Raw genomic sequence first — 16,743 nt, 5'->3', positions numbered from 1 at the left:
CCATTGGTTCGGCGAGATAAGTTTTGAGCAAGAGAGATGCCGAGATTGTGGCCCGCCAGCGAACTCTTCATTGAACGCCATCTCGTTCCCGAGCTTAGAGCCTGGCGGGGAGAGATGTCCCTGGCTGCCGTCTTCTGGATCTATGGTGTTTTCGTCAGCGCCGAACTCGCGATGCTGCATGTGATTGCCCTGTACCTGGACCAAATCTGGGTTCAGCAAGCCGTTATCCTTGCCTTTGCGCTCTATACGCCGGGGATTCTCGTCGCCATCTGGCGCTGCGCGGACAACGCGTCTCCCTTCTGGGCCACCATGGTCAGGTGGCTCACCGTGGCCTGGAGCCTGAACACCGCATTCATCCTTCTTTTCCTCCAGGTCGATCTGCTGATGCGCTTCGCCCGGGGATAGGGAAGGATAAACCGGCCATATCGTGAGCTTCCTGAGGGAGGAGCGGAAGCTATCGGAAAGGAGAGTGTCTTGAGAGTAGAGGACATACTTGGAGTGGCGCGGGAACGGCTCGCCACCGTGGCCGAAGACGCATTGCTGATCGACGCGGCAAAATTGCTGAGCAATCCTGGCTGCAATCTGGTTGTCGTCTGCGATGACGGCGGAAAGGCGATCGGCGTCATTACAAAGACAGACATTGTCAACCGCATCAGCCAATGCACGGGATGCAGTTGCTCGATGCCGGCCTCAAGGGTGATGTCGACGGAGATCGTGTCTTGCCGATCGAACGACGTTCTGAGTGATGTATGGTTTGCGATCAGGAAGCGTGGTCTGAAGAACGTCCCGATCGTGGATGACCGCTTGGCGCCGATAGGCGTGGCCAATGCGCGAGACGTGCTTCAGTCTCTCCTTGATGACGTTGAACATGAGGAGAAATTGCTTCAGGACTACGTAATGGGTGTTGGTTACCAATAGGGCCAGTTCCGCGGAAACGGTGGTCCCGCACGTCACCCGCTTCATCGACGGTACTCGCGCCACCTGCGCTGTAAGCTTCCTTCGCCCGTGACCGCTAGACCGATGCGCCTCTCGGCGGAACATGTCTCTCGAGTTCAGGAGATCGCTTCCTTCGGCCCATTCAGGCGGGAACCCCAGTCTTCCACCTCACCGTTTTGCAGACGGCGCTCTGCCAGATTGCGCCAGCCATCCGGGAGGCCGGACAGGGCCGCGAAAGCGGCCAGGGCCGGGCGATTGAGCTTGTCCTTGTAGAATAAATCGTTGACCCGCGTCAGGGGCCAGTCCGGCGCGGGACGTTCCTCAAGTGAAGCATGGTCGTGCGCTTTGATCTGGCCCGGTTCTATCACGCGGAAATACCAACCGGAGCGGCCGGTTGCCTGCACCCGACGCGCCATGTCGGGCACCGCAAAGCGGATATTCAGCTTCCAGCAGGGCTGCCTGCCTTGGGAGACTTCCAGCAGTGCTTGTCCAACTCGCCACCGATCTCCCAGACATAGGTCGGCCTCGGTCGCGCCGTCGACCACCAGGTTTTCTCCGAAGCCGCCGGTTCGGAATTGATCCGCGGCATCCGGAAGGTCCCGCACCCATTGGGGATAGTGCGCCGCGCTATAGGCATGGATTGCCTTGTCGGCGCCGCCGTGGTGGCGAAGATCCGCCTGTTCGTCACCCACCAGACCCAGTGCGGTTGCCAGAAGCGGAACCGTGACCGGGTGTTTGTCAATCGCCGACCGTGCTGTTCCCGGTCCAAAGGGCTTCGCTCGACCTATTCTGACTTCAGCGATCGCAAACTGTCTTATCTGACTGGGCAATTCCGTCTCTCCGGTCAATCTGACAGTCGGTTTTGCAGAAACGGGGATTTGAGTTCTTTGCGTGGAGACAAAGACCCCGCTCTCAACTGCCGCATTGTAGCTGCTGATCCGTGGAAGGGAAACCAAAGCATATGATATCGGCAAATGGAAAGAAATCGGTCGTGGACGCATCTTCGGGCGAGCGCTGCCCTGACTGGGATCCCCGCAGCGCTGAGGTCCAGATCGACCAGATCCGTGCGTATGATCACATGCGCGAAACCTGTCCGGTCGCCTACAGCGACTATCTTGGTTGGTCCCTTTTCCGCCATGCCGATATTCTGCAGGTGCTCACCGATCACGAAACGTTCAGCAATGTCGTTTCACGGCACCCATCGGTGCCCAACGGCATGGATCCTCCGCAACATACATTCTACCGACGGATGATCGATCCCTATTTCACCCGGGAACGGGTCGAAACCTTCGAGCCCGAATGTCGACGGGTCGCCGGCGATCTTCTCGAGGCGCTCGGGACTGCCCCCTCCTTCGAAGCGATGACCTGTCTCGCCGAGCCGTATGCCGTCGGAATCCAGTGCGGTTTTCTCGGCTGGCCCGCGTCGCTGCATGAGCCATTGCTTCAATGGGTGCGCCAGAATCGCCAAGCCACGCTTGCGCGCGATACCGATGCCATGGCAGCCATCGCCCTCGAATTCGACGGGCATATCCGCTCCCAGCTCAAATGGCGAGAAGAGGCCGGCGACGCCGCGCCGGACGACATCACCACCAGCCTCGTCCGCCAGACGGTAGACGGCAAGCGGCTCGATCACGGCGAAATCGTCAGCATCCTGCGCAACTGGACGGTGGGGGAACTGGGTACGATTGCGGCCTGCGTCGGCATCATCGTGCATTTTCTTGCCGAAAACCCCGAGATCCAGACCGGGCTGCGCCTCGACCGATCGGGCCTTTCACCGGCAATCGAGGAAATCCTGCGCCTGCACGGGCCGTTGGTTTCGAATCGGCGAACGGCACTGCGGCCCGTGATGATCGGTGGGCGTCGGATCGAAGCCGGGGAACGGATAACGGTGATCTGGACTTCGGCCAATCGCGACGCCCGGGCCTTCGAGGCTGCTGACCGGTATTGCCCCATGCGCGACCAGGGGCCAAACCTGCTTTACGGCGCGGGCATCCACATTTGTCCGGGTGCTGCCCTGGCGAGAATGCAGTTGAGAGTGATGATCGATGAACTGCTGAGCGCGATTAGGCCGTTTTCGCTCCTGACGGGCACGGAGCCATTGCGTGCGGTCTATCCCGCAAGCGGCTTCGCCTCGGTCTCCCTGCAGATCGACCGATAAGGGTATGTGGGGAAGGGCAGATTGGAATCGTCGGAGGGGGAGCCATGACGCCGAGCGCACGTCGGGTTCTCGGAAGTGCTGGCCCCGAACCTCGGCACCGCTGATCCGAAACGGGGACGCGAGACGGCAACCCGATTGCTCTCGCGTCCCGCAGGGTTCTGTTACCGCTCGATGCCGTTATGCACGCCGGCTTCGGTGAATGTTGCCATGCCGAGGTGGCATCTCAGCGCCGCTCTTGCCAAGAGAGTGGCCAAGACTGCCCCGGTTCCTTCGCCCAATCGCAAATCAAGATCGAGAAGCGGCCGAAATCCGAGATGGGCGAGAAGCCGCCGATGCCCGGGCTCCATCGAACTGTGACCGACCATGCAGTGCGCCAGGCTTCCTGGTCCGCTGCAGTGAAGCGCGAGGGCGGCTGCCGAGCAGATGAAACCATCGAGCATGACGGGTATGGCAAGCAGGCGCGCCGCGACAATCGATCCGGCCATCGCGGCGATTTCGCGTCCGCCCAGGATGCGCAAGGCGTCCAGCCCGTCGCTTATGGCGTTTCCATGCAGTCTAACGGCCTTAGAGACGACTTCGACCTTGCGCTCTACAGTTCCGATCGAGATCCCGGATCCTCGTCCGCACCAGTTCGCCGGGTCGCCGCCCAGAAGGGCGAAGCATATGGCCGAGGCAGCAGTCGTGTTGCCGATGCCCATCTCGCCGGGGCAAAGCACGCTGGCGCCCGGTCGAACCGCATGCATCCCGGACTGGAATGCATCGAGGAACTCGCCCTCGGTCATGGCAGGGGCATTTAGGAAGTTGTTGACGGGGCGAGCCAGATCGAGCGGCACGACGGTCACCTTGGCGCCCAGCTCGGAACTCAACTGGTTGATAGCCGCTCCGCCGCGCTCGAAGTTCTGGACCATCTGCTCGGTGACTATCGCAGGATAGGCCGACACACCGGTTTCTGCCACGCCGTGATTGCCCGCGAAAACACACACTTGCGGATCATCCATGACAGGGGGGTAGCGACCCTGCCAGCAGGCCAGCCACGCGACGACCTCTTCGAGCCTGCCGAGACTTCCCGGCGGCTTGGTCAATATCTCCTCTCGCGCCGCGGCCGCGCCAGCTGCGTGTTCGTTTCCGGGCGGCAGGTCCTGCAGTATTCGGCGCAGGGCTGAGAGGTCTTTTATGGGTGCAAGAATTTGTTGCCTTGTCGAAAGGCTGCTTAGGTCAGACATACGGGTCCTCCACGTGACACCGAAGCTCGCATGAGCAATCGCCCCGCCCTTTGCCATCGGGCGGTTTCAGGATGTGGCAACGCGTCTTCTGACTTCCAGCTTGACCGGGTGCAGGCACCTTCCCATCCGGCAAGCGGACAGTGGCGGCCAATGCCTCCTGACACACGTATCTGGTTACAGCGGCGGGACCGTCCCGGAATTTCACCGGGTTCCGTTTGTTGCCTCGTGACGCTAACGGCGAGCCCGGCGTCGAGCAATGGTCCACTCGGTCTCCGCAGGCGCTCAAAGATGTCGTCAACAATTAGATTTCCATCTGCTTGCGTTTGCGCAAACAGCAAGGAGCGCCGAACAGGCGCGCAGTCGATTCAGCTCGACGGGGGGTAGCCAGAGGTAACGCAGGCGCCAGGCGTGTCTCGCTCAGCGCCAATCACGACAGGCAGCCGCCGATGTCTATGGCATCGATCCGATTCACTTGGCCGTAGTCCTGTGCCTTAACCTGACGCTCGGACTGGTAACCACGCCGGTCGGCACCGGATTGTTCACCGCCTCGCTGCTGACGGGGTTTCGTGCCGAATGCATCGCCTTCATTCTGATGCCGTTCCGGGCCAAGCTGGCCGTCAAACCAGTTCTGGCGACGCTTCAGGAGGTCGGTACGCTCCTGCTCCAGTGCATGTGCGGCTGTTTTGGATGTTGAACCGCGCTTTCGAAGCCAGACGTCGAGTGCGCTATGGCCAACGGATACCGCTCCCTTCTCGCGCAATCGCAGGATCATCTCGTTCAGCGTGATGTCCTTTGCCTCTTCATTCATGTCGATCATGAAGCTCGCATGGGCATCGAGGCGCGAGCCTCCGCGTCGCCCCTGTTTTGCGGCCGTTAGCCAACCAGCCCGTGTACTGGCAATTCAGGCGATGGCCGTTGAAATATCAAACCCAAATCAACAGTCGTCAGCAGAACGTGTCGCCAACAGCCCTCGTCAACGACTTCAATATGGAAAACCGGGCTCCGTGCCAGGTTCTCCGCATCTGATTGGACATCAGGGTGCCGTGTCGACCACGGCGACCTGTCAGGCGTTTTTCTGCCGCGACATCGTCAGTGCCAGGTCCTCGATCATGTCTTCCTGGCCACCGACCATGCCGCGACGTCCGAGTTCAAGGAGCAGATCACGGGCCGGCACGCCGTAGCGTTTCTCGGCGCGTTCGGCAAACAGCAGGAACGAGGAATAGACGCCGGCATAGCCGAGCACCAGCGATCCGCGATCGACGCGGATCGGCCGGTCCATCATCGGAACGACAAGATCCTCCGCGACGTCCATGATCTTGAACAGATCGACGCCCGTCTGAGCCCCCATGCGCTCGAACACGGCGACCAGCAGTTCGGTCGCGGCATTGCCGGCACCGGCGCCGAGTCCGGCGATCGCCCCGTCGATACGGTTTGCACCGGCGGCAACCGCGGCGACCGAATTGGCGATGCCCATGCCGAGATTGTGGTGACCGTGGAAGCCGAGCTCGGTCTCAGGCTTAAGCGCGGCGCGGATCGCGGAGATGCGGGCCGTCACGTCGTCCGGCAGCATATGCCCGGCGGAATCGGTGCAATAGACGCAGTTGGCGCCGTAGCTTTCCATCAGCAGGGCCTGCTCGACGAGTTTATCCGGGCTGGCGCGGTGCGACATCATTAGGAAGCCGACGGTGTCGAGACCGGTCTTGGCGGCATAGGTGATGTGCTGTTCGGCGCAATCGGCCTCGGTGCAGTGGGTCGCGACGCGCACGCCGGAAATGCCGCAGTCGATGGCTTCCTTCAGCATGTCCACGGTGCCGATGCCCGGCAGGAGGAGGGCGGAGACCTTCGCCTGCTTCAGGTTCGGCACGACGGCGCGCAGATAGTCTGCGTCCGTGTGAGCGGCGAAGCCATAGTTGACCGAGGCGCCGCCGAGGCCGTCGCCATGGGTGACCTCGATCCACGGCATGCCCGCCTCGTCGGCGGCAGAGGCGATCGCCACCATCTGGTCGGTCGAGATCTTGTGGCGCTTGGCGTGCATCCCGTCGCGCAGGCTCATTTCGTGAAGGGTGATCTTGCGACCTTCAATAGTCATGATTTTTCTCCTCAGCCGCGCGCCGGCAGGGTGACGACGCCATTGGCCGCCTCCTGCGCGAATAGTTCGGCGGTACGCAGCGCGGCCGCCGTCATGATGTCGAGATTGCCGGCATATTTCGGCAGGAAGTCGCCGAGGCCCTCGACCTCCAGGTAGATCGAAACGCGCTTGCCGTCGAAGACCGGGCCGTTCACCAGCTTGTAGCCGGGCACGTATTTCTGCACCTCGGCCACCATGGCCTTGACGCTTTCGGTGATCGCCGCCTGGTCCGGTTCGCCTTCGGTCAGCACATGCACCGTGTCGCGCATCAGAAGCGGAGGTTCGGCGGGATTGACGATGATGATCGCCTTGCCGCGCTTGGCACCGCCCACCTTCTCGATGGCCGAGGCGGTCGTGCGGGTGAATTCGTCGATGTTCTTGCGCGTACCTGGGCCGACCGAACGCGACGATACCGCCGCGACGATCTCGCCATATTCGACCGGTTGCACGCGCGACACTGCCGCCACCATCGGAATGGTGGCCTGGCCGCCGCAGGTGACCATGTTCACGTTCATCTCGAGTTTCTTGGCGTGATCCGCGAGATTGACCGGCGGAATGCAGAACGGACCGATGGCGGCCGGGGTGAGATCGACCATGATGACGCCGAGTTCGTTGAGCTTGCGGGAGTTTTCCGCATGCGCATAGGCCGAGGTGGCGTCGAAGGCGACGCGGATGTCATCGGCGATGATCTGATCGAGCACCCCGTCAACGCCGGTCGCACAGGTCTTGACGCCCATGTCGGCGGCGCGCTTCAGGCCCTCCGAGGTCGGATCGATGCCCACCATCCAGACCGGTTCCACCCATTCGGAACGCTTCATTTTCATCAGGAGATCGGTGCCGATATTGCCGGGCCCGATTATGACCGCCCTGAGTTTCCTGCTCATTTTGGGTATCCTTTACATTACATGCCGAAGAAGGCGGGCAGCGCCAGAGAAACCGCTGGCACATAGGTTATGACCATCAGCACGGCGATCATGACGAGCATGGGCGTGATCGCACCCTTGACGACCGTCTCCAGTGACAGGCCCGAGACGCGCGAGGCGACGAATAGGTTGACGCCGACCGGCGGGGTGATCATGCCGATGGCCAGGTTGACGATCATCACGATACCGAAGTGCTCGGCGCTGACGCCAAGCGCAGTCACCAGGGGCAGAAGGATCGGCGTCAGGATGATGATCGCCGCGATCGTTTCCATGAAGGTGCCGACGATCAAAAGGATCAGATTGATGGCGAGAAGCAGCAACCATGCCTGGTCGACGGCCGAGGTGATGAAATCGGCGAGCATGACCGGCACACCCTCGATCGCCAGCGCCCGACCGAAGATGGTCGCGGTGCCGACGATCAGCATGATGGTCGCCGAGGTGAGGGCCGAGCCGGCGAAGATCTTGCAGAGATCCTTGAGCTTCAGTTCGCGATAGACGAATGTGCCGACCAGCAGGCCGTAGATCACGCCCACGGCGGCCGCCTCGGTCGGGGTGAAGACCCCGCCATAAATGCCGCCGAGAATGATGACGGGAACCATTAGCGCCCATTTGGCCTCGTTGAGAACCGCCAGCATCTCGCGGCCCGTCGGGCGATAGTCGCCCGGCTTCTGGCCGTCCTTCCTGGACTGTAGCCAGGCATAGGCGATCAGCGCGAAACCGATCAGCAGGCCCGGTAGAACGCCGCCCATGAACATCTTTGAAACCGAGACATTCGCGGAGGTGGCATAGATGACCATCGGGATCGACGGCGGGATGATGACGCCGAGCGACCCGGAGCAAGCGACCAGGCCGGACGAGAAGCTCGGCCTGTAGCCGTCTCTGGCCATGGCCGGCAGCAGAATGGCGCCGACGGCGGCCACGGTCGCCGGTCCAGAGCCGGAGATGGCGGCGAAGAAGATGCAGGTGACGACGGCGATGATCGCCATGCCGCCGGTATAGCGACCGAAGAACATGCGGCCGACATTGATCAGGCGCTGCGACAGGCCGCCCTGGCCCATCAGGTCGCCGGCGAGAATGAAGAAGGGAACCGCCATCAGCGGGAAGCTGTCGATCGAGGTCACCAGGCCCTGCGGCACATAGGAGCCGGACACCTTGCCGGAGACGATCAGCGCAACGGTCGAGGCGATGCCGAGCGAAATCGCGATCGGGACGGAGAGCAGTAGCAGGAGGGCGAGAAGTCCGAAGAGGATCAGCGAAATCATCGGGCGGCTCCTTGCCTGCCGGCGCGCAGGTCAAGCACAACGGCCTGGATGAGACGCAGCACCACCAGCAGGAAGCCGGTGAACGGGGCGAGATAGATGATGCCCATCGGCACGCCGAGCGAGGCGGATTTCTGCCCGAAGCGGAAGGTCTTCTCGACCATGAACCAGCCCTGGTACATGACGAAGACCGCAAAGGCGCCGAAGATGACATGGGTCAGGATGCGGATATAGGTCTGGCCCCTTGCCGACAGGAGGTCCGTGCCCATGGTCACGCGGATATGCGCGTCCTTGCGCACCGCATAGGCGATGCCGACATAGGTTGCCCAGATGAAGAAATAGCGCGCCAGTTCCTCCGACCAGGACAGCGATGCCCCCATCACGTAGCGCATGAAGATCTGCACGCCGATCAGGACCGTCATCATGGCCATCAGGGCCACGACGATTGTCTCCTCGAAATGCTCATCGATAAGCTTGAGCATGAACTCCTCCCGCGCAAATCCGAGTGCACCCGCTCGCGCCAGTTCAGTGAAAGACGGCAAAAGGCCCGGCGGCGGTTGCGCCGGGCCTTAAGGACGTGATGCTTACTTGGCGGCTGCCAGCAGGCGGTCGACGAGATCGGTGCCGGCCTTCTGCTTGACCAGATCGACAATCGGAACGACCTTGTCGGAGAAGGCCTTGAGCTCTTCCGGGGTGAGCGTGGTGAAGGTCACGTCGGTCATGGCCGCTTCGGCCTTGTCGTCGGCCTCCTTGGCCAGACCGCGCTGATAGTCGGTGGCCGCCTTGACGGCTTCGTCGAAGACCGCACGGTCTTCGGCGCTCAGGCTCGCCAATTTGTCCGGATTGGCCAGCAGCGGCCAAGGCGAATAGATGTGGTTGGTCTTCGAGATGAACTTCTGCACCTCGTTGAACTTCATGTCATAGAACAGGTTGATCGGGCCTTCCTGCGCATCGAAGGTGCCTTGCTGCAGCGCGGTGAACAGCTCGTTGAAGGCGAGCGGCGCCGGGTTGGCGCCTTCGGCGCGCCAGGCCGCGATGTGCACCTCATTTTCCATGGTGCGCATCTTCAGGCCGGCGAGATCGTCCGGCGAACGGATTTCCTTCTTGTTGTTGGTCAGCTGACGGAAACCGTTTTCCCAGTAAGCCAGACCGACCATGCCCTTGTCGTTCAGCGAGGCGAGAATCTCCTTGCCGACGTCACCGTCAAGCACGGCATAGGCCTGCGGACGATCCTTGAACAGGAACGGGACGTCGAAGGCGAAGAATTGCGGCGCGAAGGATGCGACCGGGGCCGACGATACGAAGGTCAGATCGACATTGCCGAACTGGATGTTCTCGACCAGTTCGCGCTCGCCGCCAAGCTGCGAGTTCGGGAAGATCTCGAGGCCGATGCGGCCGCCGGACTTCTCGCGCAGTTCCTTGTCGAGGAATTCGAAGGCCTTGTGGCCGGTCGACGACGGCGTCGAGGAATGGGCGGCGCGGAAGGTGATTTCCGGCTCGGCCGACACCGTCGTGCTGAAGAGTGCGGCCGATGCGAATGCGGCAACGAAACCTGCGCGCAGCGTGTGCGCGGCTTTTGTAAGCGACATGTCTGTCCTCCCTGTGATGCGGAAACCGCTCCCGGTTTTCCGCTCTGGCTCTGGCCGGGCTTTGTGATGGACCCGAGCGCAAGGCGGGTGCCTCCGCTCCTCCCCCAGCGGGGCTGAAATAACCAGAGGAGCAATTCTTTGTCAAATAGTAAAATCAGTTTGCAATATGTGCAAGTTTTAGCCAGAAGCGGGACATTGGTTAGGCTGGGAGGAACCCATGACACTGGAACAATCGACGGCAGGCCTCGTCACGGCGCTGGGCCGTGCGGTGGGCGCGAACAACCTGAAGCTTGGCAAGGACATCCCGGATACGGCCCTTCGCGACTGGAGCGACGAGCGCGGCGGAACGCCGCTCGCCCTGGTGATGCCGCGTGATACCGATGCCGTGGCTGCGGTCATGCGGCTCTGCCACGACTATGACACCCCCGTCGTCCCGCAGGGCGGGCGCTCCGGCCTGGCCGGTGGCGCGGTGCCTTCGGAAGGGTCTGTGCTCTTGTCGCTTGCCGGTCTGGATCGCATAGAGGAAATCGACGCCGCATCCGGCCTGATGGTCGTCGGTGCCGGCTGCATCCTGCAGCGCATCCAGGAGGGGGCCCTAGACGCCGGTTTGTCCTTTCCGCTCGATCTCGGGGCACGCGGATCCTGCCAGATCGGCGGCAACATCGCCACCAATGCCGGGGGCAACCGGGTCATTCGCTATGGCATGACGCGCGATCTGGTGCTGGGGCTGGAGGTCGTGCTTGCCGACGGCACCATCCTGCCGATGATGAACCGCATGCCCAAGAACAATGCGGCACTCGATCTGAAGCATCTCTTCATCGGCTCGGAAGGCACGCTCGGCGTGATCACGCGCGCGGTCCTCAAGCTGCATCCGGGCGTCGGCGGCGCCAATGCCGCGCTGGTCGCGGTCTCCGGTTTCGACGCGGCGGCGGGACTGCTGCGCCACGCACAGCGCGCGCTGTCCGGCCGGGTGACCGCCTTCGAGCTGATGTGGAACGACTATTATCGCGCCGTGCTCGAAGAAACGGGACAGCGGGCGCCGGTCGCACCCGATCATCCCCTCTATGCGCTGATCGAGATGCAAGGCGCCGATGCCGATGCCGAACGACCGGGTTTCGAGGCGATGTTGGAAACGGCCTTCGAGGAGGGCCTGGTGGTCGATGCGGCGGTCGCGCAGTCGCAGCGGGAGGTCGAGGCATTCTGGTCGTTGCGCGACGGGGTGGCCGAGATCCTTTCAAGGCGGGCGCCGACGATCAATTTCGACGTCTCCGTTCCGCTCGCCCGCATCGGCGCCTGCGTCGACGAAATCCGCGCCGCCCTGGAAGCGGCCTTTCCGGCGCTGCAAGTGATCTTCTTCGGCCATGCCGGCGACAGCAATATCCATCTTGTCGCCGGGCCGATCACCGATATCGATCCGACCGGCCATGGCATCGAGAAGACGGTCTACGAGATCATCCGGGCCTATGGTGGGTCCGTCTCGGCCGAGCATGGCATCGGATTGCACAAGAAACCCTGGCTCGCCTACAGCCGCTCGGAAAGCGAATTGGCCATGCTGCGCCATTTGAAGAAGAGCCTCGACCCGAAAGGCATCCTCAACCCGGGCAAGGTTCTGTGAACTGCACCCCGGCAATCGAGAACCGGAGAAAAGGAAGCGCGGCTCAGCGCGGCCGCGCGCCGAGATCCGTGGAGATCGCCTGTGCCACGCGCTGCACTTCCGGCACCAGATCGCGCATTCTGTCCGGCGACATGTATTCGAGTGTCGAGGAGACCGAGATCGCGGCGATGATCCGCCCCGTGGCGTCACGGATCGGGGCTGCGACGCAGCGAATCGACGGCTCGTCTTCGCCCAGGTCGTAGGAATAGCCGCCGGTGCGGTATGCCTCCATCAGCTTCAGCCAGTCCGCTTCGGTCGTGCCGCCGGGCAGCAGGTGGTGGTCTCGCTGATAGAGTCGCGACAACGTCGCCTCTGTTTCGTCGAGCATCAGCGCCTTGCCCACGCCGGTGGAGACGACCGGCTTGCGTCCGCCGATCCGCGAACTGATCTCGACCGGGCGGGCGCCGCGCAACTTGTCGAGATAGGCGACCTCCCAGCCGTCGAGTTGCGCCAGATGCACCGTGTCGCGCGTCTCGCGTGACAGGTTTTCGAGCCAGGGACGTGCGACGCGCACCAGATCGGTCTGGGAATAGGCGGCAAAGCCGAGCTCGATCAGACGCGGTCCTAAGCAAAACTCGCGCGGGTTCTCGGCCTTGAGATAGCGTCGCTCCAGCAGTACCGACACGATCCGATGCACCGTGCTGTAGGTAAGCCCGGTCATGGCCGCGATCTCGGCGATGGAGCGCGCGCGATCGGCCACGGCGTCGATGATCTCGAGCCCTCGCACCAATGTCTGGCTGCGCGGTGCACGCTCTTTTTCGTCCTCGCCCGCCTCGGCAGCCATGATGACCCTCTCTGAAAATTGCGCCCCTTTCTAACCGCCTCTTGGCAGACATGAAAGAGCCGTCCATCAGGGACTTGGATGCCAGTATAGGGATGTTCCACTCCACCGCCGTGTCGGGCAACAATCTGGTGAAATCCAGTTATGCAGCTGACAGGTGCTGCTTTCGCTGTTCCTACTTCAAGGGACGTCTGGATCAAGCACTCAGCCTAGCCATTCGTTTGGGGCATATTGGGTTTGTTGCATGGCCCGTGCAGCACTAGTCCTGCCTGGAAATGAACTTGTTGAAACGGCAAGTCTTTCCGCGGATGTTTCGTCTTGTTAGAGAAAGGAGAGCTTCGATTTTTCGAAGATCGCGAAGGATTCGTCCCACCCAATCTCGCTCAAGCCTTCTTCCGGCTCGCCCGAAGTCGACGCGGAGAATCCCGTTGCCACCGCCGGCAACATCAACCTTGGCATCGCTCATTCGAATACCTCCTTGGTGATATCGTCTGTGGCTTGCCGACGGCTCAGGGGCGGACATTCGGGCTTGAGCCGGATCCGCCCCGGTGACGAAAGCGCTGCGGGAAGTCACCGCTTGCAGGCGAAGCTTTACTCCGGCGTCTTGACCGGCCGGCTTTGGCTCGTGACTGGCCGACCCCCGGTCTTGATTGCGTCTGTCAGGGTCTTTTTGCGGGGGTCCTGCAGATTCTCGCCGACTGCATCGCGGTCGATATCGGGATCATCCTTTGCCGGAAGATAACCTCGCGGCCTATTCTCCTTGGGACCTTCCCAACGCGGGGACTGGCTGGTCGTGCCAGGGATGCCGTCACGCGGTTCGTTGATGGCCATTTCACTTCTCCTTGATGTTAACGCTTCTCTTTCGCCCTGCGGGCTTCGGCCAGGGTATTGACCCTTCCGTCGATCACCCCCCGATCACAGGCCCCCGTTTGATCCGCGTCTCCTTCGAGAATGACGGTGTAGAGCTTTTCATTCAGGAAGGCGGAGCTTCGAGTGGTGGAAATCCCCTCGGCTGGCTTCGCCGCAAGATCCGGGAAATCCCCTTCCGCCTCGGCTGCCACAAGTCGGGCATCGCCGGGGGAAACGGCCCTCACGACAACCTCGCCCTGCATCAGACTGTTCTGCCAGTTCGGATCATCCCGAGGAGCACTGGGTACCAAGCGATAGATATGGAGTGCTTCTCTCATCACGTTAGCTCCTCGGTCTGTCTGATAGTTAAACCGAATGGCCAACAGCTTGTTCCGTGCCGGTGGCCAATTGCGAGGAATTGCTGACGACGTTGGATCGGGGACGATACTCAAGCTGCCTCTGCGAGAAAGGACGGATGATGTCCTCAGTCGCCGCGCGGTCCGATCGCGCAAATGCCAGGCTGGGACTCCTCGCGCATCGCGGAACAATCGGGGCTGCCGCCGGTTTTTCGGCAAGCCTTTTGAAAGCCGCTCGGCTCGGAGTTTCTCAAGCGAGGAAATGGGCCACAGGCCCACACGTCTGACGCAAAGGAGTTGGGCAGATGATGAACGGCGATACGGGAAAATGGCGGCATCTGTGCATCGACATGCAGCGCATGTTTGCCGAAGATACCCCCTGGCACGTTCCCTGGCTCGAGCCTGTATCGGCGAACATATTCGCGGCGGCCGAGCGTCTCGCCGATCACACAATATTCACGCGGTTCTTGCCACCGCGAAAGGCTGGCGACATGCCCGGTCGATGGCGAGACTACTTGTAGCGGCTTGCCAACATAAGCGCCTCTGCTCGCAAACATCGGCATTTTCTGCTCGAATTATCTGACAATGGAGCGGGCGTCGTGCTCACGCTCTTTGCCAATGTGCTCGCAAACATCCGGGTCTGCTTGCAAACATCCGCCACGTGCTCAGATTAATTGCCAGCGACGGCATGGTCAAACCGGGACGCCTGCCTGTCGTAGTTGCTCGGTCAGCTGACGGGAATATTCGGGATCAAGGGTGCCCGCCAGGAAGGCGCGGATATACGGACATGCGCTGTGGCTTTCCCTCCTTGGCGCTTCGGGTGCAGGAGGTTCTGCAGCATGATCCGTTGTCAGGGCATCTCTTCGTCTTCAGGGGCCGCAGATCGGATATTTTGAAGATCATCTGGCATGATGGTCTGGGCGCCTGCCTTTTTACCCGGCGGCTGGAGAAGGGCCGGTTTATCTGGCCGAATATGGGATAGCATCCGTCAAGGTGGTGTAGAATTGGGACCGGGCCGTCATGATCAGGCGGCTCTGGGTGAAATTTCTCCATCGCAGCTACGCGAGGAGGTAGAGCTGAGTTTAAGTGCTGTCATTGAAGTTTCACGAGCCTGATAAACGGACGTCATATGTCGCCCATAGTGATGCAAATATTCAATCGATGCACCACTAACGATCAGGATTATTGTGATGCTGGCTCTGAACGGAGTTGCCGTGACCTATGCCAACGGCACCCAAGCTTTGAAGACAACGACATTGACGTTCAACCAGGGTCAGTTCGTCGTGCTCCTCGGTAGATCCGGCGCAGGCAAATCTACCCTCATCCGGACACTCAACGGCTTGGTTGCGCCGACGTCTGGTTCGATCACTTCTAACGATATTGGTGCTCTGGATGCGGAAACTAAGCTTCGCATTCACCGAAGGCGAACTGGGATGATATTCCAGCAGCACCAACTCATAGGGCGCTTGAGCGCGCTCGACAACGTCATGACGGGCCGCCTGGGCTACCACTCTGGCTGGCGTACGTTGTTCCCTATGCCGCGTTCGGATCGAAGGCTGGGGTTGGAATGCCTTGAACGCGTAGGCCTTCTTGATAAGGCTCTCGTCAGGGCGGATCAACTATCCGGCGGTCAGCAGCAACGGGTGGGCATTGCGCGCGCGCTGGTCCAGAAGCCCCAACTGGTCCTTGCAGATGAGCCCGTTGCAAGTCTGGACCCTGAAACGGCTGTCGAGGTCCTGTCGCAGCTTCGCGAAATATGCACAGCCGACGGCATCACTGCTGTGATCAGCCTTCATCAGATCGATCTAGCTCGCCGGTTCGGCGACCGGGTCATTGCTATGCGCGACGGGGAAGTGGTTGCGGACGCCGCTGTCGACGAACTGACCGATCAAATGTGTGCGTCGATCTACCGCAGCGCCCCAAGAAATCCGACCACAACACAAGATTTGTCCAACTACGAGTATGATCAACCTTTAGCTGCCATGGAGGCCGCATTATGAAGAAGCTTCTGTCCCTCGCATTCCTCGCCGTTCTTGGCTGGAGTTCGTTGGCGCATGCTGGCTCAAATCCAGAGACATTGCGCGTCGCGTTGCTACCGGACGAGAACGCCGCCACTGTCATCAAAAACAATCGTCCTCTCGAGGAGTATCTTGAGAAGACACTCGGTCGGGAGATTGAACTGATCGTAACGACCGACTACTCGTCAATGATCGAAGCGATGCGTTTCGGCCGGCTTGAGTTGGCTTATTTCGGGCCGCTCTCTTACACGCTCGCGAAAACCAAGGCTGATATCGAGCCTTTCGCAGCACTTATGAAGGATGGCGAAACTACCTATCGCGCTGTAGTTGTCGCCAATGCAGAGGCTGGCATCGAAAGCCTTGAAGATGCAAAAGGGAAAAAGGTCGCGTTTGGGGACGTGGCTTCCACCTCAAGCCACCTTATCCCGAAATCTATGCTGCTTAAGGCCGGAGTTGAGGCTGGAAAAGACTATAGCGAGAACTTCGTAGGGTCGCATGATGCCGTGGCTATTGCAGTGCAGAATGGCAATGCTCAGATTGGCGGACTTTCGTTGCCCATCTACAATTCAATGGTCGCTCGTGGCACCATTGATCCTAAGAAAGTTATCGCCCTCGCCGAGTCCGATCCGTTCCCGCAGTACCCCTGGACCATGCGGTCGGATCTTGACACTTCGTTGAAAGAGGCGATCACCAAAGCCTTCATCGACCTTAAAGACGAAAAGGTATTGGCATCCTTCAAAGCCGATGGGTTCGCTCCGATCGATGACAAAGCCTACGACGTCGTCCGTGAGCTCGGTAAAGTGCTGAACTTGGACCTGAGTCAGTAAGGCGCGTTCGAGACAGTTTCTCACCTTTCGACGCAGGCGCTG

General features: G+C 60.9%; 19 protein-coding genes, 2 pseudogenes and 1 riboswitch. Of the genes and pseudogenes, 9 read left to right on the top strand and 12 right to left on the bottom strand.

Annotated elements, in window-relative coordinates:
• Nucleotides 1–114 precede the first annotated feature (114 nt).
• Both DYZ14_RS12965 and DYZ14_RS12960 read left to right on the top strand, forming a co-directional pair.
• Complete coding sequence (locus DYZ14_RS12965) at nt 115–405, top strand: hypothetical protein (protein ID WP_154721056.1); 291 nt, start codon at nt 115–117, stop codon at nt 403–405.
• A gap of 69 nt (nt 406–474) precedes the next feature.
• The gene (locus tag DYZ14_RS12960; protein WP_232365534.1) at nt 475–918 is read left to right on the top strand and encodes a CBS domain-containing protein; all 444 of its coding nucleotides are present in this window, start codon (nt 475–477) and stop codon (nt 916–918) included.
• 134 nt (nt 919–1,052) lie between these two features.
• On the opposite strand, the gene DYZ14_RS12955 is transcribed toward DYZ14_RS12960, so the two are convergent.
• Nucleotides 1,053–1,766, bottom strand: a complete 714-nt coding sequence (locus DYZ14_RS12955; protein ID WP_445292446.1) for an MOSC domain-containing protein — start codon at nt 1,764–1,766, stop codon at nt 1,053–1,055.
• Between the two features lie 161 nt (nt 1,767–1,927).
• Between DYZ14_RS12955 and DYZ14_RS12950 the strand changes: the two genes are divergently transcribed.
• Entirely contained in the window at nt 1,928–3,094 is a 1,167-nt protein-coding gene (locus DYZ14_RS12950; RefSeq protein WP_232365533.1) for a cytochrome P450, read from the top strand.
• 161 nt (nt 3,095–3,255) lie between these two features.
• On the opposite strand, the gene cobT is transcribed toward DYZ14_RS12950, so the two are convergent.
• Nucleotides 3,256–4,317: a nicotinate-nucleotide--dimethylbenzimidazole phosphoribosyltransferase gene (gene cobT, locus DYZ14_RS12945; protein WP_154721053.1), complete on the bottom strand. Its 1,062-nt coding sequence runs from the start codon at nt 4,315–4,317 to the stop codon at nt 3,256–3,258.
• Nucleotides 4,318–4,400: 83 nt separating this feature from the next.
• Nucleotides 4,401–4,530: riboswitch (cobalamin riboswitch) on the bottom strand.
• 259 nt (nt 4,531–4,789) lie between these two features.
• Between cobT and DYZ14_RS12940 the strand changes: the two genes are divergently transcribed.
• Entirely contained in the window at nt 4,790–5,011 is a 222-nt protein-coding gene (locus DYZ14_RS12940) for a hypothetical protein (RefSeq protein ID WP_232365532.1), read from the top strand.
• Here the strand turns inward: DYZ14_RS12940 and DYZ14_RS12935 are convergent.
• The 6 genes and pseudogenes from DYZ14_RS12935 to DYZ14_RS12910 form a co-directional block, all read right to left on the bottom strand.
• Nucleotides 4,925–5,248: pseudogene (locus DYZ14_RS12935) on the bottom strand (IS630 family transposase); the annotation flags it as partial. The gene DYZ14_RS12940 and the pseudogene DYZ14_RS12935 overlap by 87 nt on opposite strands.
• A 132-nt stretch (nt 5,249–5,380) precedes the next feature.
• On the bottom strand, nt 5,381–6,406 hold the full coding sequence (gene dmpG, locus DYZ14_RS12930) for a 4-hydroxy-2-oxovalerate aldolase (RefSeq protein WP_154721052.1): 1,026 nt from the start codon (nt 6,404–6,406) through the stop codon (nt 5,381–5,383).
• 11 nt (nt 6,407–6,417) lie between these two features.
• Nucleotides 6,418–7,329: an acetaldehyde dehydrogenase (acetylating) gene (locus DYZ14_RS12925; protein WP_154721051.1), complete on the bottom strand. Its 912-nt coding sequence runs from the start codon at nt 7,327–7,329 to the stop codon at nt 6,418–6,420.
• A gap of 17 nt (nt 7,330–7,346) precedes the next feature.
• Entirely contained in the window at nt 7,347–8,630 is a 1,284-nt protein-coding gene (locus tag DYZ14_RS12920) for a TRAP transporter large permease (RefSeq protein ID WP_154721050.1), read from the bottom strand.
• Complete coding sequence (locus DYZ14_RS12915; RefSeq protein WP_154721049.1) at nt 8,627–9,109, bottom strand: TRAP transporter small permease; 483 nt, start codon at nt 9,107–9,109, stop codon at nt 8,627–8,629. The genes DYZ14_RS12920 and DYZ14_RS12915 overlap by 4 nt, the downstream gene beginning before the upstream one ends.
• 102 nt (nt 9,110–9,211) lie before the next feature.
• The gene (locus tag DYZ14_RS12910) at nt 9,212–10,216 is read right to left on the bottom strand and encodes a TRAP transporter substrate-binding protein (RefSeq protein WP_154721048.1); all 1,005 of its coding nucleotides are present in this window, start codon (nt 10,214–10,216) and stop codon (nt 9,212–9,214) included.
• A 217-nt stretch (nt 10,217–10,433) separates the two neighbouring features.
• On the opposite strand from DYZ14_RS12910, the gene DYZ14_RS12905 reads away from it, so the two are divergent.
• On the top strand, nt 10,434–11,831 hold the full coding sequence (locus tag DYZ14_RS12905; protein WP_154721047.1) for an FAD-binding oxidoreductase: 1,398 nt from the start codon (nt 10,434–10,436) through the stop codon (nt 11,829–11,831).
• Nucleotides 11,832–11,874: 43 nt separating this feature from the next.
• On the opposite strand, the gene DYZ14_RS12900 is transcribed toward DYZ14_RS12905, so the two are convergent.
• The 4 genes from DYZ14_RS12900 to DYZ14_RS12885 form a co-directional block, all read right to left on the bottom strand.
• The gene (locus DYZ14_RS12900; protein WP_154721046.1) at nt 11,875–12,654 is read right to left on the bottom strand and encodes an IclR family transcriptional regulator; all 780 of its coding nucleotides are present in this window, start codon (nt 12,652–12,654) and stop codon (nt 11,875–11,877) included.
• Nucleotides 12,655–12,910: 256 nt separating this feature from the next.
• Nucleotides 12,911–13,117 carry a hypothetical protein gene (locus DYZ14_RS12895; RefSeq protein ID WP_232365531.1) on the bottom strand — a complete coding sequence of 69 codons (207 nt, stop codon included), beginning with the start codon at nt 13,115–13,117 and terminating at the stop codon, nt 12,911–12,913.
• A gap of 125 nt (nt 13,118–13,242) precedes the next feature.
• Nucleotides 13,243–13,482 (bottom strand): hypothetical protein, encoded by a 240-nt coding sequence (locus DYZ14_RS12890; RefSeq protein WP_195949945.1) that lies wholly within the window; start codon nt 13,480–13,482, stop codon nt 13,243–13,245.
• 17 nt (nt 13,483–13,499) lie between these two features.
• Nucleotides 13,500–13,838, bottom strand: a complete 339-nt coding sequence (locus DYZ14_RS12885; protein WP_154721045.1) for a hypothetical protein — start codon at nt 13,836–13,838, stop codon at nt 13,500–13,502.
• Between the two features lie 326 nt (nt 13,839–14,164).
• On the opposite strand from DYZ14_RS12885, the pseudogene DYZ14_RS24395 reads away from it, so the two are divergent.
• From DYZ14_RS24395 to phnD, 4 genes and pseudogenes are all read left to right on the top strand, one after another.
• A pseudogene (locus DYZ14_RS24395) lies at nt 14,165–14,371 on the top strand (cysteine hydrolase); the annotation flags it as partial.
• Between the two features lie 173 nt (nt 14,372–14,544).
• Nucleotides 14,545–14,838 (top strand): IS66 family insertion sequence element accessory protein TnpB, encoded by a 294-nt coding sequence (tnpB, locus tag DYZ14_RS24660; protein WP_080600525.1) that lies wholly within the window; start codon nt 14,545–14,547, stop codon nt 14,836–14,838.
• Between the two features lie 208 nt (nt 14,839–15,046).
• Nucleotides 15,047–15,856: a phosphonate ABC transporter ATP-binding protein gene (gene phnC, locus DYZ14_RS12870; protein ID WP_006473175.1), complete on the top strand. Its 810-nt coding sequence runs from the start codon at nt 15,047–15,049 to the stop codon at nt 15,854–15,856.
• Nucleotides 15,853–16,701, top strand: a complete 849-nt coding sequence (gene phnD, locus DYZ14_RS12865) for a phosphate/phosphite/phosphonate ABC transporter substrate-binding protein (protein ID WP_003501103.1) — start codon at nt 15,853–15,855, stop codon at nt 16,699–16,701. The genes phnC and phnD overlap by 4 nt, the downstream gene beginning before the upstream one ends.
• Nucleotides 16,702–16,743 lie beyond the last annotated feature (42 nt).

It is taken from the genome of Ciceribacter sp. T2.26MG-112.2 (assembly GCF_900492205.1).
In the GTDB taxonomy this organism is placed as follows: Bacteria; Pseudomonadota; Alphaproteobacteria; order Rhizobiales; family Rhizobiaceae; genus Allorhizobium; species Allorhizobium naphthalenivorans_A.
The sequence above is the reverse complement of the archived record's forward strand: the minus strand, read 5'-3'. Positions and strand labels throughout refer to the sequence as shown.